Below are 24,015 nucleotides of genomic sequence, written 5' to 3'. Positions count from 1 at the left end.
AATATAAATATATAGTACTACTTATTCAAAAAAATATCCTATAGAATAGACTTTTTTTAAGTGTCTATTCTATAGGATACAGTTTAATTATCATATTTTTTTATTTGTTGAAACAACTTAATTCTCAAACACAAAATTAATCTTATTATCTTTCCACTCTAATTTCGCATCAAACGTTTTCTCGCCCTTTTTAAAACCTTTAATTAAATCAGTCTTTTCACCTTTTAAGAGCTTTGTCATATTCTTTTGCGAAATTGTTTTACTTAATATCTTCTTTGAAATGGTGAAATCACATTGCGTTGTATTATAGTTAGAACAACCGTAAAACGTTGACTTATCAATTACATCACCATCACATTTTTTACAGCTACCAACCTTTTTACCCGTTGTAAATTTCGATCCTTTCCGTTCAATCGATTCAACATGTAGTCCCGTGAAATCCCACTTCTCAGACATTTCCACTGCGTCTTCAATAATTTTAGCTGATAGCTTTTTCGTCTGTTCCATAAATGTAGCTGGTGAAGCTGTACCTTCACCAATTTCCGCAAGACGTTGTTCCCATTTCGCAGTCATTTCCGGTGAAGCTAGTATTTTATCACCAATTGCGGTAATTAATACTTTTCCTTTATCAGTCGCATACACTTGGTTTTTCTTTACATCTATATACTTACGGTCTTTCAGCATCGTAATAATACCTGCGCGAGTCGCTTCCGTACCTAAACCTTCTGTTTTCTTTAATACTTTCTCCAGCTCTTCATTCTCTAAATACTTACCAGCTGTTTTCATTAACGTAATAAGTTGTCCTTCTGTATAGCGCTTCGGTGGCTGTGTTTTTCCTTCTTTCACTTTCACCTTTACAACTTTTCCTTCTTCGCCTTCAGCTACAATTGGAAGAATGGTTTCGTCATCTTTATCGTCTTGGAAAATAACTTTACGCCAACCTTCTTGAATTTGCTGTTTTCCTTTTGAAATGAATTCAGCACGTTCATCTACAAGCGTTACAATCGTTGTATAGTCAAAGATTGCAACTTCATAATGAGCTGCAATAAGCCTTCTTACGATCATATCGTATATTTTCTTTTCATCACCTGATAGTCTGCTTGGGTTTGTAACTTGCTCTGTCGGAATAATTGCGTAGTGATCTGTTACTTTCTTTTCATTTACATAACGCTTGTTATTCATAATGGATTCAACCGGAGCCGGTAATAAGCCTTTATATTCATCAAACTGACTTAACTTCTGTAAAATATCAGGGAACGTCGCTGCTTCTCCTTGTGTAACATAGTTAGAATCTGAACGTGGATAAGAAACAATCCCTTTTTGATAGAGTGCTTGCGTTATATCAAGCGTCTTTTTCGGTGAAAACTTAAAGGCTTTATTTGCCGTTGCTTGCAGTGATGATAAGTTAAATAAAAGCGGCGGCTGAAACTCTTTACGCTCCGTTTTCATTTCCTTCACAACAGCCGGTTTCCCTTGGCAAAATGCCGCAATTTTATTCGCCATATCAGGGTCTTTTAAGCGGGATTCATTATCCTTTTCCCATTTTCCGTCATATTTCTTTCCTTCTATATTAAAGGTTGCAAACACTTCCCAGAAAGGCTCTGACTTAAAGTTTTCAATTTCTTTCTCTCGCTTTACAATCAATGCTAACGTTGGTGTTTGGACACGACCAGCAGAAAATACATCATTCATTCCTTTTTTCTTTAACAAAATACTAAAGACACGTGATGCATTCATACCAACAACCCAGTCAGCGCAAGATCTTGTGTATGCTTCGTAATACGTATTAATTGTATCTGATTCATCAAGTAGATTTTTAAATCCTTGGTAAATAGCTTGCTTCGTTAAAGATGAAATCCATAGACGTTTCATCGGCTTTTGCACGTTACAAAGATTAATAATATTTCGTACAATCAGTTCCCCTTCACGCCCAGCATCGCCTGCGTGAATAATTTCTGTTACCTGTGGATTATGTAACAGCTGTTTCACAACGTTAAATTGCTTATACTTTGACTTTGTTACTTCAAATTGAAAACGCTCTGGAATCATCGGTAATGTATTAAGTGACCATTTTTTCCACTCTGCGTGATAATGCTCTGGATTACATAACTGCGTTAAATGACCAATTGCCCATGTACAGTACGCTCCATTTGGAAATAACTCATTTGCTTCTACTTCTAAATATCCATCTTTCCGGCGATATTTAAACTGTGAAACAAGAGCCAACCCTTGATCTGGTTTCTCGGCAATAATTAATTTCATTTTATAACTCCCTATCTGTATTCCAGTGTTACTTTCATTGTCTATATGTTTAGAAGCGATGATAAAACAACAATCTTATTTATCATTCGCGGTTTGTCTCGCAAATGTGAGACCTATAATATTATACGCTTATTCTTTATGGCTTCACAATAGAAACTCATAATATAACAATTTCTTTCACATGCTTACAATTAAAAAAGACGCCCTAAAAAATCAAGCGTTCCTTTGCTTACATCTATGAAATTGTGCAGATAATATGCAGATATAAATTATCATAAGTACACATATGATGAAATGAACGATAGGACAAGGAGGTATCATAATGTTTGCTTATACGTTAACTACCTTAACACTTTGCTGTACCTCAATTCTTATTGCATCCAATATTTCTAAACGTAAGGGTACCCTAATGGAGTATATGGTATTTATTATGTCTTTTAGTATGAGTATCGGTTTAAGTATTGGTTTTTATTTAGGCATTCTCTTTAAGGGGGAATTACTATATTCTACTTTACTTGCTATTTTAATTAGTGGTTTTATCGGTTTTTTAGTGGGTCTACGTTTTCACCTATATACTGCTTTAGAAGGACTGTTCTCTGGATTAATGGCAAGTATGATGGGAGCAATGATTACAGAAATGTTAAACGCTCAACAAGCTCATAGTATATTGTTCATTAGCCTTTTACTTACTATAACGATTACTATGTCCTGTGTGATTCAATTGTTATCGGAGAACTTTTCTACTTTTATCCAACAGCGTTTTTTGTTATTACTTTCAATCAGTGTAGTAATTATAGTTGCCGTATTCGCGACATTCCCACATCATACTCCTGCACCTTCACCTGGGCATAATCAACATATAAATTAGTACTTGCAACAAAAATGAATAAGCAGCTATCCATAGGATAACTGCTTCCTATTATTCTGGCTTATTAGGAATGTTTTGGTTTGGAACATAGTCAGATTTATAATCTGTATAGTTCACTTCCGTTACCATCCCTGCTGAAGCATGATGTAGGTCGTGACAGTGGAACATCCACTCACCGGGATTGTCTGCTACAAAGGCTACTTCATATTCTTCTCCTGGTTTTAAGTTCAATGTATCTTTTACAATTGGAGAACCTTCTATCGGTTTTCCATCTTTACTCAACACCTGGAAGAAGTGACCATGTAAATGCATTGGGTGATCATCCATTTTAGAACGATTTACCAATTTCACTTTTACTAAATCACCCTTTTTTACTTGAATTGGGTCAATATCCGGAAATACCTTTCCGTTAATTGTATATACCATTTCATTTTCATTCATTTGCGTATTTAAGTCCATATTATATGTGGCAGTATACTCTTGATTTAACGTGAAACTACCTAATTTTTTAGCACCATATTTCGTCATATCTAATTTCGCTAATTTTCCCTTTTCATCTGCTTTATCTTTCATCTCTTTGCTGCCATCATACTCAATAACAGCTTTCATTCCTTTTGCACCTTTATTTTTTGAATGGTCCTCAACATACCACTTCCCAGGATTATTAGCAGTAAATTCAATATCATAACGTTCACCCGGTGCGATTGAAATTACTTTATCCTTTATAACTTTTGGATTGTTTATTGGTTGACCATCTGTCGCAATTACTTTTATATCATGACCGTGAACATGTATATCATGTGATAGATAACCAGCATTAACAAGTCGAAGACGAACTTTATCTCCCTTATTCACTTTCAATGGCACTACTAAATCACCGCTTTTTCCATTGATTGTGAATAAATCATACATACTCATATCATGACCTTCCATCTTCATATTTCCATGGTCCATTCCTGTCATATTGCCAGAGTCTTTTTGATCACTGCCCATGTCCATACCGGAATGATCCATGCCGTTCTTATCGTCATTCTTTTTCGTATTTTCATCACCTTTAGATTTATTACCTATTTGCCCTTTTGTCATTTCTTTTAACTGCTTTTTAATTTCTTCTTTATCTGTAACCCATTCATCCAACATTAATGTGTAATCTTTATCATATTTTTCCTTTGTATCTTCTACAATGAGCGCTCCATACAAACCTCTATCTAATTGATTTACAGAATCTTGATGCGAGTGATACCAGTACGTTCCTGGTACGTTCGCTTCAAATTCGTAAGTGAAACTTTTTCCTGGTTCAACTGCATCTTGTGTCACGCCTGGAATTCCATCCATGTTATTTGGGACAGGATATCCATGCCAATGAATGGATACTGGTACAGATAATTCATTTTTTAATGTCACTTTCACCTTTTCACCTTTTTTCACCCGAATTTCTGGACCAGGAGATGAGCCATTAAATGTCCAGACTGGAACAATAACACCGTTACTTAATTTTTGCTTTTCTTCTTTCGCTATTAAAGTAACTTCTGGTCCTTTTTCAACCTTCAATGGTGTTGTAGCTGTTTCAGTCTGTAGTGTTTTTTTATCATTCATATTTTTATGATCATTTGTTGTATTTGTCGTCACAGAACAGGCAGCAATTAAAAATATTACAGAGACTGTAATGGCTGCTAATACAAATCGCTTCATGGAAAATCCCTCCTTTTTCTTTTTCAAAATCATTATAGAAGTTGATTTTCAAGAAAATAAGGAGATGTAATTAGATCTTACGTAAGCTAATTGGAAGATTACTAAAAGCGGAGACATTACAAGAGGCGAATATTTTAGAAATACAAAATGCTTTCCTTGTAGCGACTATATTAGCCGTTCTCGTATTTGTTTTGACGTTATTTCTTAAGAAACAATAACACTGCTATTATTAAATAAGAAAAATGTAGCTAAAATGCTCTTCACAAAAGAACTTAGATTTTTGTATAATAAGAACTAATGTTCTTTACAGACAATGGACTCAAATTACACAAATATATCAAATAGAAGAGGATTGATATACGATGAAAATTGATAGACCAAAAATTTCACCAGAGTTATCTTCAAAGAATTTTCAAGATATTTTTTATGAAGAAGATCCAACATTAGAAGTGTGTGAAATTATAGACTCCACTTTCGAAAATGAATCTGTAGATAGAGTGCGATTGTATGATGCAGTGATAAAGAATTGTAAATTCACTAATACAGACTTTAGCAATATTGATATTACAGATGTTTGTTTTGAAAACTGCGATTTATCAAATGTTAATTTAAGCAATTCTTCTGTTCATAGAGTCGAATTTAAAAACAGTAAATTAATCGGGGTTAATTTTGCAGAATCTAGCTTAGGAAATGTTAAATTTGAGAATTCAATTTTGAATTTAGCAGCATTTGGGAATTCTAAACTAGAAAAAATTATATTTAATGAAACTTCATTAAATAATGCAGATTTTTTTGACTGTAAACTTAAAAAAGTTGAATTCCAATTATGTAGTCTTGATGAAGCTAATTTTGATCAGACATCACTGAAGGGGATAGATATTAGTTCTTCTACCTTTGATACACTTACAGTTTCAGTGAACGATTTAAGAGGATGTAAAGTATCAACATATCAAGCTGTTCAGTTTGCTACTTTATTAGGATTAATAATTAAAGATTAGTATTTCGAAGAAAAGAACCCTATCCCGAATCATGGATTTTTTAATTGTCCACGATTCGAGATAAAGTTCAAATAAATTAGTGATGACTCTTTTATTATTTAACTACAGCTTGGTTTCCTTTTACATGTTCATTATTTACACTCATAAATTCTTCAATTTCTTCAACTTCTCTAATGATATCTTTTGACAAGTTTTCATACCCGTCTTTCGTTACAAGAATGTCATCTTCAATACGAATTCCAATTGATTCTTCTTCAATATAAAGACCAGGTTCAATTGTTATAACCATACCTTCTTCTAACATTCTATCTTTATATGTTCCTACATCATGTGTATCTAAACCAAGGAAATGGCTGACACCATGATAATAGTATTTTGATAACTCTTCATCTTCTTGAATTAAACCAATTGCTTTACACTCTTCTGCCAGTACCTTTTTTGTATGCTCATTTAATGCAGCGAACTTTAATCCCGGCTTAATAATCTCTGTTGTTTCTTTTAATGCTTTTAATACAATATTATAAATTTGTTTTTGACGACTAGAGAATATTCCATTTGCCGGGAATGTATAACTAATATCAGCGTTATAGTAGTCTTTTTGAGCACCTAAATCTAGCAATACTAAATCACCATTTTGAATTTGTGCATCATTATCTTCATAATGAAGAACTGTAGCATTTTTACCACTTGCCAAAATTGTATTGAACGCATGATGCTTAATGCCAGATGATTTCAGTGTAAAATCAAATTGAGCTTCTAATTCATACTCCATCATGTCTACTTTTGCATGCTTAAGTACGTTGTAAATACCGTCTTTCGTTATAGCAATCGCTTCTTTAATAATTTCAATTTCTTCCTCAGTTTTAAAAACTCGTAATTCACAAATGTTCGGATATACATTACCAATTGTTACGTGTGGATATTTTTCTCTTACATGTTTAGCAAATGCTAATGTTTTTGTCTCCGTACCATTCCACTCGCGACGTTCTATATCTAAATATAGATGCTTCGCATTTTCTGTAAAGAGTATATTTGATACTGCTTTTTCAAAGCTATCTAAATATAAAACTTTCTTTATACCTGAAATTCCCTCTGCTTCTTCGCTAGAAACTGTCTTCCCAACCCATTTTTCCATTACTGGATCTGATTTTTCAATGAAAAGTGTCTCTTCTACACTATTCCCAAACTTTTTCAGCATAAAAATAACATTTGGTTCATCGATTCCCGTTAAGTAGTAAAAATTACGATTCGGTACAAATTTATAATGTGCATCAGCTGACATATGCGGTGCTTGTCCCGCAAATAAAATCGTAACGGATTCATCAGGTAATGTTTTCGTTAGTCTTTCTCTATTTTGAGCAAAAAATGTTGATTTCATAATAATCCCCCTAGTATTCTATGTATGCTTGTGAAACTAATCATCAATACAATTCATTCTATTATTGTTATAATTTTTCGTCAATTAATTATACTCATAGCAAAAGGAGAATTTTCATTACTAGGGCCCCTTCCACGCTAAATTATGCATATCACTCCACAATTTCTTGATATTTATTCCATATACTTAAAATCTCATGTATAGGAAAGGGGTCTACAAATTTGAAACATTATGTAGCAACAGGTTTAGCAATTACTTCTTTATTAATAATTTCTGGATGTTCTAGCAACTTCGAAACAGCACCAGTGAAGAACGAAACGGCGCAATCTCAACCAAAAAATACAGAAACAGCAAATACGAGTCCGCAAGACTTCTATAAAGAAATTACATCTGGAAAAATCGAGCACATTCACGGAATTGGTTATGCAGGAAATATGTCTGGGATTTCTATCGCCACTCATAGCGGGATAAAAGTTTATCAAAATGGAAAATGGTTTAAAACTAAGACTGAGCTACATGATTATATGGGATTTCAGGCAACGAAGAACGGATTCTTTGCCAGTGGTCACCCTGAACCAGGTGCAAATTTAAAAAATCCTTTAGGATTATTGAAAAGTTCTGATGGCGGTAATACCCTTGAAAAGCTAGCGTTTTATGGAGAATCCGATTTTCATAACCTTGCTGTCGGATATAATACGGAAGCAATTTATTTATACAACGAACGCCCTAATTCTAAATTACAACAAGGTTTTTATTTCAGTACGAACAACGGACAAGAATGGAAAAATAGTAAGTTAAAAGGTCTTTCAAGTACGATTCATTCCTTTTCAGTACATCCGAATCAATCTAGTGTAGTCGCGGTAAGTGCTAAAGACGGTGTTTACTTATCTACAGATTACGGAAATACATTTGAACTATTCGCTAAATCACTTGAATCGACCGCAATTACATTAAGTAATGAAGATGTTATTTACGCCCCTATTAATAAGCAAATCGTAACGAAGAAATCAATTGCTACAAATGAAGAAACAAACATACAAATTCCACCTTTAGATTCTAAAGATGCAATTATGTATATTTCACAAAACCCTCAAAATTCAGCCGAAATCGTATTTGCTACAATGAAATCAAATGTATTCCTCTCTACAGATGAGGGTAATACGTGGAAGCAGATTGCTAATGAAGGAACATTCCAATTTAAGTAGAAGGGTGAATATAACGTGTTTTCAACAATAAGTGAATGGAGCTATCAACTCATGTCTCCTTTAATGGATGCCGCGAATGCTACGAAATCTGTACCTCTTTTATTTTCGTTTTTATTAGGCATAGTAGGTACCCTTGCTCCTTGCCAATTAACAGGAAACATTAGTGCTATTACACTTTATAGCAACCAATCTTTACAAAAGGGACATGTATGGAAACATATACTTTTATTCATTTTAGGAAAAATAATGGCTTTTACGACGCTTGGACTATTAGTATGGTTTTTAGGAAAAGAGATTCAGCAAATATTGACTTTGTATTTTCCATGGTTACGAAAAATGATGGGACCCCTATTAATTTTAATGGGGCTACTGTTGTCAGGTATTATAAAAAGAAGATATTTCTTCTCGATTAAATTTATACGAAATCAAAATGAAGTTGGTTCATTTTTACTCGGATTCTTCTTTTCCTTAGCTTTTTGTCCGACTATGTTCGTTCTATTTTTTGGAACGTTAATCCCTTTATCTTTATCATTTAATTACGGGTACTTGTTTCCAACGTTCTTTTCGATAGGAACTGCGCTTCCTATCGTCGTATTAATGTCCTTCATCTCCTATCTGGGATTAAACGGGGCATTACTAAAGAAGAGTAGGAAAATAGGAAATAGCATTCAGCGTATAGCTGGTTTTCTCCTTATTTTAATCGGATTTTATGATACTGCTCTTTATTGGTAATACATACAAAAGATAAGCTCTAGTGAAATGAGCTTATCTTTTGTAATATTATATTCATTTTTTTCTTTTGCTGTAGTTGAGCTAATAAATTCTTAACAAACGCGAGAAACAGCGGGTCATTCTCTTTTTTAGGTGACCATTGCATAATAAGTTGTCGTGGAATTGTAATTTCTATCGGCTGTACAATGAAGTCATGAATAATTTGCTTATGTAGTCCTGATAACGGAACGATTGTTATACCATTAACTTGTATAGTAAGTGCTAATGCTGAACTAATTGATTCTGACTCCATCACTTTATTAACTGTTATTTCATTTTTCATCAAATACGGTTCGAGCACTTCTTTGCAACCAGAAAGTGGCATAATAAAAGGATAATTTTTTATATCATTAATAGTAAGGTTAGGCAGAACTTTTTTTGAAGAAACCATAACATACGGATCTTCACCAATGACATCATAATGAAATCCTTGTATTAAATTTTCTTTTATAGAAATAGAAAAATCTGCACTACCTGATGATAGCCAATCTAACACTTCTTGATAGCTTCCTTCTCGAACTGCAAGTACATATTGACTATGATCAATATTCCCTAGTTGAATACACTCCGCCAAACAATATACAGTAACGGAAGGATACGTAGCTAGTACAATTTTATACAAGCTTTTATTCTTCAACTGGAAAGCTGTTTCCTCAAGTTTTTCATACTCCATTAGAAGTCGATTCACACCAACTAAAAATTCTTTGCCATTTTCAGTTAGAATCGTTCCTTGTCTAGAGCGATCAAATAACGTTATAGCATATCGTTTCTCTAATTTGTTAATAATATGGGTTATTGCTGGCTGTGTCATATGTAATTCCTTTGCTGCCAGACTAATACTATTTAAACGAGCCACATATGTAAAGACTTTAAAATCAAAAACATTCATTCTGTTCTCCTTATATAAAATATATTTATATCATCTATAAATAACCTTCATTATATTTATGAAACCACTTCATTTACACTGAGTATACATCATCAATATTACAAATAGATGAAACTTATATACCCTAGAGGAGTGTTGATTAAATGAGTACTTACATTTTAGTACATGGAGCATGGCAAGGTGAATGGGCATGGGAATTAGTAAAACCTCAACTAGAGGCTTTAGGTCACACTGTTATTACACTAGACTTACCTGGAAGTGGGAAAGATACAACTCCTTCACAAAATATAACGTTAGATTCCTATGTTGATGCAGTAACAGCTAATATAAATCAACAAAATGAAAAGGTTATTCTTGTTGGACATAGTATGGGTGGAATCGTTATTACTCAAACTGCTGAACTTATACCAAATAAAATCGATAAATTAGTATATCTTTGTGCTTTCTTACCACGAAATGGAGAAAGTCTTGGTAGTAAATTAGACGGAGAAGATGGCCCGCAATTCACTATAAATGAAAATGACTTGACTGCTGAACTTATACCTAATCTAATTGAACAAACATTTTTAAATGCTACAGAAGACGGTTCTATTAAAGAAGCATCTTTTAATCAAATGCGTCCTCAACCATTAGGACCCTTCCAACAAGAGCTGAAAATATCTGAAGAAAACTTTGGAGCCATAGATCGCATTTATATTGAAACGACTCTAGATAGAGCGATTCCAATTGATTTTCAGCGCCGAATGAATACAGAAACACCTTGCAAGAAAATTATTACTTTAGAAGCTGATCATTCTCCATTTTTCTCTAAAGCATCGGAACTTGTTCATTACTTAAATGAATTAAACTAAATTTTTCATAAAATAAATAGACACTCACAGGTGTCTATTTATTTTACTAATTAAAAGCTATCTTTACTCTATCTACATTGCCATGCCCTTTTGCTTCATCTCCCACTTTTTATACAGTAGTACTGCACCAAATAAAAATACTCCCGCAACAAATGAAGCTACTGGTAACATCTTTATCATTCCATCTGGAAATACGAGCGGCAATAATGGAAATGCATACACTGCTGGAATACGTACACCAGCAATTTTTAATAAAATAAGCATTAATATCATATTTAATAAAGTGACTACAATCCATGAATCAATCGCAAAGTACAATATTGTTCCAACAGTTGCAGATGTAGTTAATACTACTATTTGTTTAAAAGCCATTTTTTCATTGTACATCGGCTTTTGAAGTGATTCATATACAACAACTAATATTGGTGGAATAACTGCTAATTGTTCATAACCAGTTATCCAACATAAACTAATCCATACGAAATTTAGTATGAGAAATACAGTCATATATTTATACTGTATTTGCACTTTTCGCTTAATACCGTTATTCAATTTAAATATAAGAACACCAACCATTAAAATAAATGTTAAAGCGAATACCGCGATAACAAATGACCATTCCGTCGCATTTGTTACTAATGGTAATAAACCTGTCGCAATAGATGGTGCTAAATTGGATTGAATTACACGTAAAAAAAGCATCATGAATACAAGCGTTAAACTTACTTTCCCTAAATAAGCAATATCCATTTGATTCACCATAAAACCAATCACAGCTGTTATTGAAGGTGCAATGAAGATTTTTTCTGGTTGCCTTAACCATCCTGGCTCACGATACGCCCATAAAGCAATTGCCATCGCTGCTATTTCCGGCAGAATAACTTCCGGATCATTTAATAACACACCCGCTGTTACCATGGCTAAAATAAATAAAATAGCAATCGTATATGAGATGATTGTTTCTTTCTTTGAAATTACTGCATTCATTATTACATACTCCTTTGTGCTCATTTCTTTCATAATGTAAAACAACTAATTTTATACCCTACTACGGTATTGTATATTAACATCTTTTCTATTTCAAGTATCATTAAGTTATTCACATCCTTTTTCACTCCATGCTCTTACAAAAAAGAAATTTTTATAGACGTTGACACTTAATGAAAGATAGGTTAAAATAACTATACATTAGTAAGTAACTAATGTAATTAATTCTAACTAGAGGTGAAAACAAATGCAAAACATTTTATTCCGTATTAATGAATTATCAAAAAAAGAAAGAACATCTGGATTAACAGTTGATGAAAAACAAGAACAACAAATGTTACGTCAAAACTATACAGAAACATTTCGTGGAAGCCTAGATTCCATTTTATTAAATACAAAAATTGTTGATTCGAATGGTCTTAACGTTACACCAGTTGCATTACAAGATGCTCAAATACGTTTAAAATTAAGCAAATGAGTTCCGCGCTAAAGAATTTCAATAAAACATAAACAGAGCTGGATTTCCTATATAGAAATTCCAGCTCTGTTTATTGTCTTTTCTAATTTAGTAAACGAGCGATACATCGCAATTCTCCACGACACAATCATCGCAAATGCTAGTAAGAAAAACATGCCGCTTAACTCTGCCAAATCAATTGATTGGCTTAAATATGACTTTAATGCCACGCGTACAGCTAATAAGCCTACTAAAATGAATATGAATGCTTTTGACGGTTTCATAAATATATGTTCGCCTTTTATTTCGAACTTAGTTGTTTTAATAAGAAAAATAGAGAAAATAATCCCTATACTAATTGCCTCGACTATTTCTAACGATGTTAATCGAAAATCTGGTAAAAAGTACATCATCGCGCCTGTACTCATAAAAATTGGTGGTAATATAATTTTCTTTTTCGTTACCGGCTTTTTCGCTGCTTTAAAACGTAGAAACATTACCCCAACAGCCATACAAACCGCTATGACACTTGATAAAAGTGCTATCATACTTTCCACTCCTATCTATTTAAATGACTTTTTTAGCAAAATCATAAACCAATAAGTAACTACATGCCGCATTATAGAATTTCTTCATTATATTCCTCCTGCTGTAAACTTTCCATATTCGCTGCAATCATTTTACGCAAAGTTTATGAACGGAATATGAACAAAAAAGCCATTCTGCAATTAATAATTGCAAAATGGCTTTTTAACTTATTTTAAATCGTCAATTGTGAAAGCACCTGGAAGTAATTGCTCAACAGTCACTTCTTTTTCATCACCTTTTACATTCGTTAGTAATACAGGCATTTTCGGATCACAGAATTCAGCAATTACTTGTCTACACGCACCACATGGTGAAATCGGTCCATCAGTTTCTCCTGTAATAACTAAGTAACTAAAATCGCGCTCCCCTTCTGATACCGCTTTAAATATTGCTGTTCTTTCTGCACAGTTACATAAACCATAAGAAGCATTTTCTATATTACAACCAGTATAGATTTTCCCTTCTTTCGTAACTAACGCTGCGCCAACAGGAAATTTAGAATACGGAATATACGCTTTCGATAACATCTTGTTTGCTTCTTCAATATATTTTTTCTTATCCATATTATTTCCCCCTCAAAGTAAATGAAATGATCATTAGTCAGTAATAACTGTATGAACTAATTTAGGAGCCACTGCTGTTTCAGCGATAGAGATGTTCTCATAAATTTTTGCTTTTACATCTTCTACATTTTCACGATTTGCGTAGATTGTTACGAACGGCTCGCCTTCTTTTACTGCATCGCCAACTTTTTTACGTAACATTAATCCTACTGCTAAATCGATTTCATCTTCCTTCGTTGCACGACCTGCACCAAGTAACATAGCTGCAATACCAATCTCATCTGCAACAATGTTAGAAATAACACCTGAAGTTTTTGCAGGTACATCAATTACATACTTCGCTTGTGGCATTTTTTCTGGATTGTCTACAATTGAGCTATCTCCGCCTTGATTGCTTAAGAACTCTTTAAATTTCGCAGTTGCTTTTCCGTTTTTCATCACTTCAATTAGCATTTCACGAGCTTCTTCTAACGTATTTGCTTTTTTCGCAAGTACGACCATTTGACTTCCTAATACAAGTACTAATTCTGTTAAATCTTCTGGACCTTCACCTTTTAACGTATCAATCGCTTCTTTCACTTCTAGAGCATTACCAATCGCAAATCCAAGAGGTTGTGACATATCTGAAATAACTGCCATTGTTTGACGTCCTACGTTATTTCCGATACGTACCATTGCATGTGCTAATTCTTTTGCATCTTCTTCTGTTTTCATAAATGCACCAGCACCTGTTTTTACATCAAGTACGATTGCGTCAGCACCAGCTGCAATTTTTTTACTCATAATTGAACTTGCGATTAAAGGAATTGAGTTAACAGTTCCTGTTACGTCACGTAATGCATAAATCTTTTTATCTGCAGGCGTTAAGTTTCCTGTTTGTCCAATAACAGCTACTTTGTCACGGTTTACAATATCGATGAACTGCTCTTTCGTAATTTCAACGTGGAATCCTTCTACCGCCTCTAATTTATCAATTGTTCCGCCAGTATGTCCTAAACCACGACCAGACATTTTTGCTACTGGTACGTCTAAAGCAGCAACTAATGGTCCTAATACTAAAGTTGTTGTATCACCAACACCGCCAGTTGAATGTTTGTCTACTTTAATTCCTTCAATTGCCGATAAGTCGATCGTTTCTCCAGACTCAACCATCGCCATCGTTAAATCTGCACGTTCGCGATCTGTCATATCTTTAAAGAAGATTGCCATTGCAAGTGCACTCACTTGATAATCAGGAATACTTCCGTCTGTATATCCATTAATAAAGAATTTGATTTCTTCAGTCGTTAATTCTTTGCCGTCACGTTTTTTTGCGATAATATCTACCATTCTCATTACAATCACCATTCCTTTTTATATTATATGAATCTATTAAAATAATAAGCCAACGATTGTTGCTGATAAGAAACTTACTAACGTTGCACCGAATAGTAATTTCAAACCAAATCTTGCGACTACATTCCCTTGCTTTTCATTTAAGCTCTTAACTGCCCCTGCAATAATCCCAATTGAAGAGAAGTTTGCAAATGAAACTAAGAATACAGAGATAATCGCTGTCGTTCTATCTGAGAAATTAAAGTTTCCTTGTGCTAAATCTGTCATAGCGACAAATTCATTTGATACTAATTTTGTTGCCATAATATTTCCGGCATTAACTGCTTCATGCCAAGGTACACCCATAATAAATGCAAATGGTGCAAATGCATAACCAAGAATTTCTTGGAATGAAATACCGATTACACCTTTAAATACTGCATTAATGAATGCGATAAGAGCAACGAAACCAACTAACATAGCTGCTACTGTAATCGCAACTTTAAATCCATCAATAATGTATTCCCCTAATACTTCAAAGAAGGTCTTCTTCTCTTCTTCTTGTACTTCTAACATATCTTCTTCCTCAGTAACTTCATATGGGTTAATTATAGAAGCAATGATGAAACCACCGAATAAGTTAAGCACTAAAGCGGTTACAACATATTGTGGTTTTAATAACACCATATATGATCCAACGATAGACATTGAAACGGTAGACATTGCAGATGCACATAATGTATACATTCGTTTCTCTGGCAATAATCCTAGTTGTTTCTTAACTGAAATAAACACTTCAGATTGTCCTAAAATCGCAGAAGCAACAGCATTATATGATTCTAGTTTCCCCATTCCATTTACTTTACTTAATGCTAGACCGATAGATTTCACAATAATAGGTAATACTTTAATGTGTTGCAATATACCTATTAGTGCTGAGATAAATACGATTGGCATTAATACACTTAAAAAGAACGAAAACTCTTTTTGATTTACTAATCCACCAAATACAAAATTCACACCGTCAGCAGCATATTTTAATAACTCTCCAAAACCATCTGCTATTCCGCTAATTAATATATTCCCTACACTTGTATTTAATAATAAAAACCCCAAAATGAATTGTAAAATAACCATCGTTATGATTGGGCGATATTTGACTTTCTTTCTATTATTACTAGCAAGCCAAGCGATACCTAAAATCAATACGAGGCCAAAAATACCAATTAAGTATTTCATAAGCCTTCCCCTCCCATTCGTATCCGCTTACATCTTTTTCAATTGTTAAAGCAATAGATACACTTTACTTTGTGTATCTATTGCTCTTCACTTCATTAATGATTAGTAGTTATCTGTAGCACCTTTTGCATCATTTAATACGATTGCAACACTAGCACTTGCTCCAACGCGAGAAGCTCCAGCAGCTACCATTTTGTCTGCATCTTCACGTGTACGAACGCCACCAGATGCTTTTACACCAACGTTTGGTCCTACTGTTTTACGCATTAATGCGATGTCTTCAGCAGTTGCTCCGCCAGTTGAGAATCCAGTTGAAGTTTTTACGAAGTCAGCACCAGCTTTTACTGATAATTCACAAGCGCGTACTTTCTCTTCATCTGTTAATAGGCAAGTTTCAATGATTACTTTTACAAGAGCTTTTCCTTTTGCTGCTTGTACTACTTCATAAATGTCTTTTTCAACGAACTCGTTATCGCCGTCTTTTAAAGCGCCTACGTTGATTACCATATCAACTTCAGTTGCACCTTTTGCGATCGCATCTTTTGTTTCAAATGCTTTTGTTTCAGTCGTGCTTGCTCCTAATGGGAAACCGATTACAGTACAAACATCTACATCATGTCCAGCTAATTCTTCAGCAGCTAGCTTCACCCATGTAGGATTAATACAAACAGAAGCGAATTTATATTCCTTTGCTTCTTCGATTACTTTCATAACATCTTCTTTAGTAGTATTAGCTTTTAAAATTGTATGGTCAATTAACTTTGCAATGTTCATTATCTTCACTCCTCATATCTTTTAACAACTTCATTCTAACTCTTAGTTGAACAAATGTAAATACACTTTTGAAATTTTGTTCATTCTTTTTTAAAAGGCATTTTCTTGTAGTAAATAAAGCGCATTCTAACAAAGAACACTTCATATATAATCAAATTTTCTATGTTAACAATGGTAGTATGTATCTCCATATCCATAATTATTTTTAAAAAGGCAATTTGTGTTCAAAAAAGACTCCTATCATTCATACATAACAAAATAAAAGGAGTTCTCAAAATTAACATTTTGAGAACTCCTTTTATTTCTAACCTTTTTGATAATGTAACAGTTCTTTTGCTGTATGCTGATCGATAATTAATACATTTGCATACCCGCCACGTAACGCACCATCAATTGCTTTTATTTTTCTATTACCACCTGCAACTAAAATAGAGCGTTTCTTTAATTTCAGTTCCTCTAACTCAATTCCAATTGTACGCTGATTAATCTCTTCGCTACTAATATTTCCGTCTCCATCAAAGAAACGTGAACAAATGTCACCGACTGATTGTTTTTTGAGTAAACTTGTTTCATCCTTATCGAAATAACCTAATCGGAATAACAGCGCTTCGTCTCGCACTGTTCCTACAGTGAAAACTGCAATATTCGCTTGTTTCCCCATTTCGATAATGTGATGAATATGTCGATCCTGCTCTACTAATTCTTTTGTCACTGCATTATCAAATATAACTGGAAGAGGTAGATTTCTTGGCGTCGTTTGAAAAGCATCTGCAAATAAAGCTATCGTCTCATTCGCATATGTATTTACACTCGAATGACTAATGCCACCTTTTAGCTGGACAACCTCTACCCCTTTTACATGTTGCGGTACGATTTTTCTAGCAATTTCATACATCGTCATTCCCCAGCTTACACCAACAATATCACCGTTTTTAACCGTCTTTTCCATATACTCAGCAGCATATTTACTTATATACTCTGTAATCGTTGCATATTCCGGTACTGGAGAAAACACAACATGTGCCTCTAACAAGTTGTACTTTTCTTTCAGTAAATTCCCAACGTTATCTAAATCCGCAAATGGATCGGCGATGCTAATTTGAACAAACCCTTTTTCTTTCGCGTACTTTAACAATCTAGAAATCGTCGGTCTTGAAATATTTAATTTGTTAGCAATTTCTTGCTGACTATAATCTGATTGATAATATAATCTTGCAACTTCAACGCTTAATTGTTGTTTATCTTTTTCCATAGTAACTCATTACAAATCCCTTCCTGTATTTCCCTTTCGTTACAAGCATTATACAGCTTTATGCAAAAAAATTCGACTACCGAATTTTATCTAACTGAACTTTTATTCCACTTATTATATACAATGAAACCGTTCAATAAGAAACATAAACCATCGTCTAAAAACTATTCAAACACCCCTCATAAACAGAAGATACTGTTTATGAGGGGTGTTTATTCAATTTAAGTCTATAAAAGTTAAATGAAAGCAATGCAAGTTCTCACTTATTTAGAATAGGAGAAAAGATGATGTTTTATTTGTTCAATAAAATAATGATGGTGTATATTATCGTTAGATACTCGACTTGCCATAATAGCCCCCTCCATTGAAGATGCAAGAAAGGAAGCGAGTGATATAATGTCTACATCTTCTTTAAATTCTTGTTTCTCTATTCCTTCTTTTATGAGAGAAGCCATTAACATTACTGTATCATCATAACCTTTTGCTGCTGCTTTTTGTAATTCTGGAAATACTCCAGTACTTTCAATGGCACTATTAAGTAATGGACAGCCTCCAGCAATAGGAGGATTATTAGCTGCATCTTGATATACAAGGAAAATTGCAAGGATTTTATCAATTGCTGTCTTTTTATTTTCCATTGCTTTATGAAAATGACTCCACATAATCTCACCACTTTTGTCGTAGGCAGCAAGGACAATTTCTTCTTTACTTTTGAATCTACGATAAATAGATCCTTTAGGTAGTTCAGTAGCTGTCATTATATCCTGGATGGATGTGCGAGTTATCCCATTAGTATTAAATAAATATAAAGATGTTTCAATAATTTTTTCTTTAACCTTATCAACTTTAGTCATGCTTTGTAATCCTCCTAATGAAAACGATCCTAATATTCTAGGTAATGTTTACCCTCTATTTTCTTAATTTTTTTGTAAGTATAAATAAGTTTGGAACAGAAATATCTTATCAATTCCTATCTTATGGAAACCTCAAACAATACAGTTTGAAAAGAAGTTAATCAAATTGTATTACCTATATAACTTAAGTGAATTTTCTGTCAAAATAACATGACCAATTGTTTAATTCAGTCATATTATACAACTAATTTTATCTAAAATCGTAGAGTTGTAAAAATATATAGTTAATTTTAACGTATAGACATATGATTATTATATATAATTTTTATTAATATGTTTAGCTAAATTGTTTGAACTACCCCCACTTTCACTTCATTCTATAAAAGATTAACCATTAATGATTACTGGAATTAAATTGTAACAAAGCAACTGAAATATAAATATATTTGCTTTTTTCCATTTTGATTTTGTTAATACTTTATAAAAAGGGTTTAAAAAACTAGAAACTTGTAGTATCATTAGATTTCGATTCAGACCGAACCGTCCGGTTTAGAATCTTATATAAATATATTTAGAAGGAGAGCGTTATGCAGAAAGAAAAATCAAAAATTATAGGTAATTTAATTATGGGGGCAATACAGTGAACTTTATAAAAATGAATAAAAAAGAAATCATTATGCTAATAATCTTTACACTGTTTGTACCATTTCAAATTGGCTTGTACATACTATTTGGCATATCACTTTTAGCTAATGTCAATTTAGTTGAATCAGAATTTGTTCTTAGTGCCATCGGTTTTACTGTACCTGCTATTGTAGGAATCATTTGCTTTAGGAAAGAAATTATTGAAAGTTTTACTTATTTTAAAGAGAAGACAATTTTGAAAATAGTAAGTATTCCTATGGTAGTTTTATTTACGTTAATTGTGGAACAGTGTGTTATGTATTTTCTAGCAACTGGTCAACCAGAGAACCAAGAGCAGCTCCTTGAAACTGGTGCAGAGGTACCTCTTGTATTTACATTGCTTGTATTTGGTATTCTGGGTCCAATACTTGAAGAAATTGTGTTTCGCCACATATTAATAAATCGTTTTTCTTACCATATTGGTACTGCTATTGCATCTATCATTTCGATTATGATTTTTACACTTCTTCATACGAACCAACTTTCGGATATTGCTATTTATTTACCTGGATCGTTGATACTTACTGCGGCTTATCTTATTTCTAAAAGATCCATTGCATATGTTATAGCGATACACATGTTAAACAATTGCCTTGGTTTCATTCTGTAAGAAACTAGACTTGTTTCTAGTGCCAAAAATACTTTTTCTATGGCATAAGAAAGCTAATCAAAAATTATAATATATTAGGAGAGTGTCAGTCATGATTGTAACAACAACTTCTGGAATTCAAGGTAAAGAGATTATTGAGTATATTGATATTGTAAATGGTGAAGCTATTATGGGTGCAAATATTGTCCGCGATGTATTCGCTTCCGTTCGTGATGTTGTCGGTGGCCGTGTTGGTGCTTATGAAAGTAAGCTAAAAGACGCTCGTGATATTGCAATGGGCGAAATGAAAGAACTTGCAAAAGAAAAAGGTGCGAACGCTATCGTTGGTATTGACGTAGATTACGAAGTTGTTCGTGATGGAATGTTAATGGTTGCTGTCAGTGGTACAGCTGTACGTATATAAGTAAATAAAAAAACGGTTCCCCTTCGAATTTATACTTTGAGGGGGAATCCTGGTTCTGTTGCAGATTTTAAAGAATAAAGAGATGTTGATAAATCATTGTACGTCGAAAAACACAGTTTGAGTGTAAACTGTGTTTTTTTATATAGAGGCCCCATCACTATCAAGCTAAAAATCTTGTGTTAACTTGTGCAAAAAGTCCATTTTTTCGATTTGGGGTAATTTTGAATCCTTAAGTTTATGGGCATGTGGCGTTACCCTAATACTGTACAACTTTTTTATAAACGGTTGTAAGGTTCTACGTTTTTGACCATTCTGTACAACGATAACTTTGGTTTATTGATTTCACCTGTAATCTGGTAGCCTATCCTCTGATACAATTTAATTGCAAGTTGGTTCTCTTTCTTTACTGTCAGAGAGCATTTGGAAAAGCCTTGCAGCGAAGCTTGTTCCTCGGCAAACTCAAGTAGTCTGGTACCTATCCCTAGTCCTCGACTTTCGGGCAGTAAGGCAATTGTTCCGATGTGAAACTCGTCATCTTCTCCCTCCTTCAAGGTAAACATGGAATAAAGCATTTTGATATTCAGAATGTTATAAACAACAAACCCCAGCTTTCGGAACGAAAGCAGTTGTTTAAAAGTGGGCCAGGCAAGACGATTTAAGACGGGTATGGGATAGCAAGTAATCATCCCTAAAGTTTTCCCGTCCATTTGAGCTTCATAGGCGTATTGATGACTAAAACGGTTGTTCCCCTGCCGCCATAGCCTACAAAATATCCCTTCGACTGTGTTCTTCTCCTCAGATCCTGCAAGCGGAAACGCCATGTATTCCAATGCCATTACATTTAGCTGGGCGCCGACCATGGACTGATGAACAGCCTTTACAATAGAGATTTGATTCATTTTCTATTGCTCCTTTTCACTTTCTATATTATTGATATTAATTATCATAGATTTAAATCAGTTCACTCTCCTCTCAACTCATCCTTAGCTTTGAAACCATAATAAAATGTATTTAAAACAAGCTCTGCGGCAGATTTTTTAGCCACATTTCCTTCATGTACCTGTTCCCAGGTATGGAAAAGCAGAGCATAAAGCGTATTTAAAATCCATTCGCTACTAACCGTTTGCTGAAAGTAACCTCTTTGTTGTAACAGTTCAATAACGCGTCGTAAGGGTTCCCTCAGCTTCTCTTCTGCTTCACCTAATTCTTTGTTGTTAAATACAGATGCATCATGACCTAGAAAATAGATTTTGTCACCTAAAGGGATTAACGCTTCAATGAGTTCCGGGATATAGTTTTCACTTCTTTCCTCATCCAGTGGAATCTGGTTTACAGTATCACTTACCAGTTGGATAGCCCGATGGCCCAAGAACAGCATCAATTTCTCCCTGCTTTCGACGTAGCGATGGAGTGTAGCAATTCCAATTCCCGCATATTCCGCAATTTCATTCATCGAAGCAGTAGGATTTTCAACAAGCAATATAGTAGCCGAATCAAGAATTGCATTAAATCTCGCTTCCTTCAACGCTGACAAGTCTTTCTTCATCGTCAATCTCTCCTTTTTCTGTATAAAGTCGTCATTTTTGATAGATAAATATATCATTTGATATTATAATAAACAATTTAAAATAAAGTGTCCAGCTGCTGAATGTAGCTTTTCAAAAAGAATTATATTACTGAAACTGATAGTACTTTGAATGTTTCATTTTTAGCATTTCATTATTTAGATAACGATGAAGAAATTAAATTCTTTAATGTAATAAATACAAAAGCCAAAGGAAATGGTACGAATCGCTTTCTTAGTAGAGAAAATGATTACCTTATCTGGATTTTTCATGGCGAATTAATAATTACAGTAATTTTTCTACTTTTATTAAATCCGTTTGCACTTCATTTAATTACTGAATATTTTATAATGAAGTTACTTTCTGCATAAAGTTATCGGTTTTCCTTAAAATTCACTTCCGGGTATTTGGTCATCAGCCTTTTAAGGGTGGAGCCGTCATCCTTCTGTTTTACATACTGGTCAAAAAATGCCAGACTGAATTCGTTGATAATACGATGAACTTCCTTTGGATTTTCACCTGGGCTCTGCAACACAGGGGAGAACAAATGTAAATCAGTGAAGCTTGTATGATCCGTATGAGGAATGAGCATTGACATACCACCACCAGCTAACCCACGTCCGTATCGCTCCCTCACTTCATAGGGATCTGCTTCATCAGGCTCTTCTGCACTCATGAGCAGAAACGGTTTTCCAATTCCACTTTCAGGAAAAATTTCTCCATACAATGTACCATCCATATTGATAGCTGCTTTGACACGAGAATCTTTTGCAAGTATTTGTGTTGCGGTAGCTCCACCGTAAGAGTGGCCAAACATTCCAATTCGCGATGTATCCAGTCTTCCTGTAAAGAAGCCGGTCTCATCATTTTGGTTAAGTTTTTCTATCTGATTAAGGACAAAGCTGACATCTTCCTCCCATAATTTTATGTGACTATCCCCTTCATCAGTTAAATTGATGGGCTGTACGTAAGCAGTTCGACCATCTGGAAAGACGGTAGCTGCAGCATCAAAGGTATGATCGATACTTAGAACAATGTACCCTTGACTAGCCAACTCCTCAACTTGAAACGTGTTTTGATTACGAAAACCATTAAAACCATGAGAGAAAAGTAATATGGGATAGTGATTCTCTGAGTCTGAGAGTTGTAAATCCATAAACGAATGAGACTTTACCAATTCCATGTGGCTGAATGCAAATGCAGGAATGGACAATGTTTTTTCCAATCCCTTGGAGAGCTCATTTATGTTACGAATATAAGGTTCTGGATCCCCCTTGCTTTTTTCAGCTGCAGGATACCAAATTTGCACCATCAGTTCGCGCCGATCGGTTGGATTTTTCGAATATGGTTCATTTCTCTGATGATCAATCCAATGATATACCTTCGTACCGACCCTATGTGGGCCAGTTGGTTCTTCAAATGAAAATACTGGCATAAGTAAGGGTAGCGCAACTGCTACAGACAAATAGATACATAGCAACGAAGCCTTAACTATGAATATACCCCAACTTCTAAAGCCCTTTTTCCGCACCGTTAATAAATAGCATAAAATTAAGATAACTGGGGATACATATGCCGGAATCATCTGCCATCTAAAACCTTCTGCCAATAGCTGAACTGTAACCATTACAACGGCAACCAAAGTAGCTAATTTAGACCACTTTTTCGTTTCTCTTCCTACTAACAGTATCCAACTTAATAGACTAAAATTCAAAACTATCAAAACAACTTCCCAGAAATTCATTGGCATATCTCCTTTGCATGCATTTTACTTCTAATTAAAGAGGTAGTTTTCAGTTTGAGCAAAAGCA

General features: G+C 34.0%; 23 protein-coding genes. 8 read left to right on the top strand and 15 right to left on the bottom strand.

Going from position 1 to position 24,015, the window contains the following annotated elements:
- Positions 1-117: 117 nt before the first annotated feature.
- Positions 118-2,262, bottom strand: a complete 2,145-nt coding sequence (topB, locus tag AC1Q8M_RS05505; protein WP_000766771.1) for a DNA topoisomerase III — start codon at positions 2,260-2,262, stop codon at positions 118-120.
- Positions 2,263-2,584: 322 nt separating this feature from the next.
- On the opposite strand from topB, the gene AC1Q8M_RS05500 reads away from it, so the two are divergent.
- Positions 2,585-3,130 (top strand): hypothetical protein, encoded by a 546-nt coding sequence (locus tag AC1Q8M_RS05500; protein WP_000458530.1) that lies wholly within the window; start codon positions 2,585-2,587, stop codon positions 3,128-3,130.
- A gap of 51 nt (positions 3,131-3,181) precedes the next feature.
- Here AC1Q8M_RS05500 and AC1Q8M_RS05495 read toward each other — a convergent pair whose 3' ends face one another.
- Positions 3,182-4,822 (bottom strand): multicopper oxidase family protein, encoded by a 1,641-nt coding sequence (locus AC1Q8M_RS05495; RefSeq protein ID WP_090976169.1) that lies wholly within the window; start codon positions 4,820-4,822, stop codon positions 3,182-3,184.
- Between the two features lie 362 nt (positions 4,823-5,184).
- Between AC1Q8M_RS05495 and AC1Q8M_RS05490 the strand changes: the two genes are divergently transcribed.
- Complete coding sequence (locus tag AC1Q8M_RS05490; RefSeq protein ID WP_000687268.1) at positions 5,185-5,820, top strand: pentapeptide repeat-containing protein; 636 nt, start codon at positions 5,185-5,187, stop codon at positions 5,818-5,820.
- A gap of 94 nt (positions 5,821-5,914) precedes the next feature.
- On the opposite strand, the gene AC1Q8M_RS05485 is transcribed toward AC1Q8M_RS05490, so the two are convergent.
- Positions 5,915-7,198 carry an aminopeptidase P family protein gene (locus tag AC1Q8M_RS05485; protein ID WP_061660351.1) on the bottom strand — a complete coding sequence of 428 codons (1,284 nt, stop codon included), beginning with the start codon at positions 7,196-7,198 and terminating at the stop codon, positions 5,915-5,917.
- Between the two features lie 221 nt (positions 7,199-7,419).
- On the opposite strand from AC1Q8M_RS05485, the gene AC1Q8M_RS05480 reads away from it, so the two are divergent.
- Together AC1Q8M_RS05480 and AC1Q8M_RS05475 are read left to right on the top strand one after the other, a co-directional pair.
- On the top strand, positions 7,420-8,403 hold the full coding sequence (locus tag AC1Q8M_RS05480) for a F510_1955 family glycosylhydrolase (protein WP_000683841.1): 984 nt from the start codon (positions 7,420-7,422) through the stop codon (positions 8,401-8,403).
- Between the two features lie 15 nt (positions 8,404-8,418).
- Complete coding sequence (locus tag AC1Q8M_RS05475; protein ID WP_219993459.1) at positions 8,419-9,135, top strand: urease accessory protein UreH domain-containing protein; 717 nt, start codon at positions 8,419-8,421, stop codon at positions 9,133-9,135.
- A 19-nt stretch (positions 9,136-9,154) separates the two neighbouring features.
- On the opposite strand, the gene AC1Q8M_RS05470 is transcribed toward AC1Q8M_RS05475, so the two are convergent.
- Positions 9,155-10,063 carry a LysR family transcriptional regulator gene (locus tag AC1Q8M_RS05470; RefSeq protein ID WP_097821602.1) on the bottom strand — a complete coding sequence of 303 codons (909 nt, stop codon included), beginning with the start codon at positions 10,061-10,063 and terminating at the stop codon, positions 9,155-9,157.
- 143 nt (positions 10,064-10,206) lie between these two features.
- Here AC1Q8M_RS05470 and AC1Q8M_RS05465 point away from each other — a divergent pair, with 143 nt between their 5' ends.
- On the top strand, positions 10,207-10,914 hold the full coding sequence (locus AC1Q8M_RS05465) for an alpha/beta fold hydrolase (protein WP_000109165.1): 708 nt from the start codon (positions 10,207-10,209) through the stop codon (positions 10,912-10,914).
- Between the two features lie 72 nt (positions 10,915-10,986).
- On the opposite strand, the gene AC1Q8M_RS05460 is transcribed toward AC1Q8M_RS05465, so the two are convergent.
- Positions 10,987-11,901 (bottom strand): membrane protein, encoded by a 915-nt coding sequence (locus tag AC1Q8M_RS05460; protein ID WP_000994723.1) that lies wholly within the window; start codon positions 11,899-11,901, stop codon positions 10,987-10,989.
- A gap of 247 nt (positions 11,902-12,148) precedes the next feature.
- Here AC1Q8M_RS05460 and AC1Q8M_RS05455 point away from each other — a divergent pair, with 247 nt between their 5' ends.
- A complete protein-coding gene (locus AC1Q8M_RS05455) occupies positions 12,149-12,379 on the top strand; it encodes a DUF896 domain-containing protein (protein WP_001179618.1) in 231 nt (76 codons plus the stop codon).
- A gap of 47 nt (positions 12,380-12,426) precedes the next feature.
- Here the strand turns inward: AC1Q8M_RS05455 and AC1Q8M_RS05450 are convergent, their stop codons facing one another.
- From AC1Q8M_RS05450 to AC1Q8M_RS05420, 7 genes are all read right to left on the bottom strand, one after another.
- Positions 12,427-12,906 carry a CcdC family protein gene (locus tag AC1Q8M_RS05450; RefSeq protein ID WP_000561069.1) on the bottom strand — a complete coding sequence of 160 codons (480 nt, stop codon included), beginning with the start codon at positions 12,904-12,906 and terminating at the stop codon, positions 12,427-12,429.
- Between the two features lie 207 nt (positions 12,907-13,113).
- Positions 13,114-13,509 carry a cytidine deaminase gene (locus tag AC1Q8M_RS05445; RefSeq protein WP_000358533.1) on the bottom strand — a complete coding sequence of 132 codons (396 nt, stop codon included), beginning with the start codon at positions 13,507-13,509 and terminating at the stop codon, positions 13,114-13,116.
- 33 nt (positions 13,510-13,542) lie between these two features.
- Positions 13,543-14,844: a pyrimidine-nucleoside phosphorylase gene (locus AC1Q8M_RS05440; RefSeq protein WP_002093946.1), complete on the bottom strand. Its 1,302-nt coding sequence runs from the start codon at positions 14,842-14,844 to the stop codon at positions 13,543-13,545.
- A gap of 36 nt (positions 14,845-14,880) precedes the next feature.
- Positions 14,881-16,062: a NupC/NupG family nucleoside CNT transporter gene (locus AC1Q8M_RS05435; RefSeq protein WP_000876171.1), complete on the bottom strand. Its 1,182-nt coding sequence runs from the start codon at positions 16,060-16,062 to the stop codon at positions 14,881-14,883.
- A gap of 102 nt (positions 16,063-16,164) precedes the next feature.
- Complete coding sequence (deoC, locus tag AC1Q8M_RS05430) at positions 16,165-16,836, bottom strand: deoxyribose-phosphate aldolase (protein WP_001017444.1); 672 nt, start codon at positions 16,834-16,836, stop codon at positions 16,165-16,167.
- Positions 16,837-17,140: 304 nt separating this feature from the next.
- Positions 17,141-18,088, bottom strand: a complete 948-nt coding sequence (gene deoR / locus AC1Q8M_RS05425; RefSeq protein ID WP_000409787.1) for a DNA-binding transcriptional repressor DeoR — start codon at positions 18,086-18,088, stop codon at positions 17,141-17,143.
- A 263-nt stretch (positions 18,089-18,351) separates the two neighbouring features.
- A complete protein-coding gene (locus AC1Q8M_RS05420; RefSeq protein ID WP_000169649.1) occupies positions 18,352-18,942 on the bottom strand; it encodes a TetR/AcrR family transcriptional regulator in 591 nt (196 codons plus the stop codon).
- Between the two features lie 640 nt (positions 18,943-19,582).
- Here AC1Q8M_RS05420 and AC1Q8M_RS05415 point away from each other — a divergent pair.
- Both AC1Q8M_RS05415 and AC1Q8M_RS05410 read left to right on the top strand, forming a co-directional pair.
- Positions 19,583-20,236, top strand: a complete 654-nt coding sequence (locus AC1Q8M_RS05415; RefSeq protein ID WP_001009301.1) for a CPBP family intramembrane glutamic endopeptidase — start codon at positions 19,583-19,585, stop codon at positions 20,234-20,236.
- A 91-nt stretch (positions 20,237-20,327) separates the two neighbouring features.
- Positions 20,328-20,639 carry a heavy metal-binding domain-containing protein gene (locus AC1Q8M_RS05410; RefSeq protein ID WP_000637518.1) on the top strand — a complete coding sequence of 104 codons (312 nt, stop codon included), beginning with the start codon at positions 20,328-20,330 and terminating at the stop codon, positions 20,637-20,639.
- Positions 20,640-20,914: 275 nt separating this feature from the next.
- Here AC1Q8M_RS05410 and AC1Q8M_RS05405 read toward each other — a convergent pair whose 3' ends face one another.
- From AC1Q8M_RS05405 to AC1Q8M_RS05395, 3 genes are all read right to left on the bottom strand, one after another.
- Complete coding sequence (locus AC1Q8M_RS05405; protein WP_001071936.1) at positions 20,915-21,538, bottom strand: GNAT family N-acetyltransferase; 624 nt, start codon at positions 21,536-21,538, stop codon at positions 20,915-20,917.
- A gap of 62 nt (positions 21,539-21,600) precedes the next feature.
- Positions 21,601-22,185 (bottom strand): TetR/AcrR family transcriptional regulator, encoded by a 585-nt coding sequence (locus AC1Q8M_RS05400; protein WP_000710980.1) that lies wholly within the window; start codon positions 22,183-22,185, stop codon positions 21,601-21,603.
- A 392-nt stretch (positions 22,186-22,577) separates the two neighbouring features.
- Positions 22,578-23,948, bottom strand: a complete 1,371-nt coding sequence (locus AC1Q8M_RS05395; protein ID WP_001012290.1) for an alpha/beta hydrolase family protein — start codon at positions 23,946-23,948, stop codon at positions 22,578-22,580.
- Positions 23,949-24,015: the final 67 nt, after the last annotated feature.

This window comes from Bacillus sp. GW823-FHT06A10, from assembly GCF_058795375.1.
Note: the sequence above shows the minus strand (reverse complement) of the source record. Positions and strands in the feature narration are given on the sequence as shown.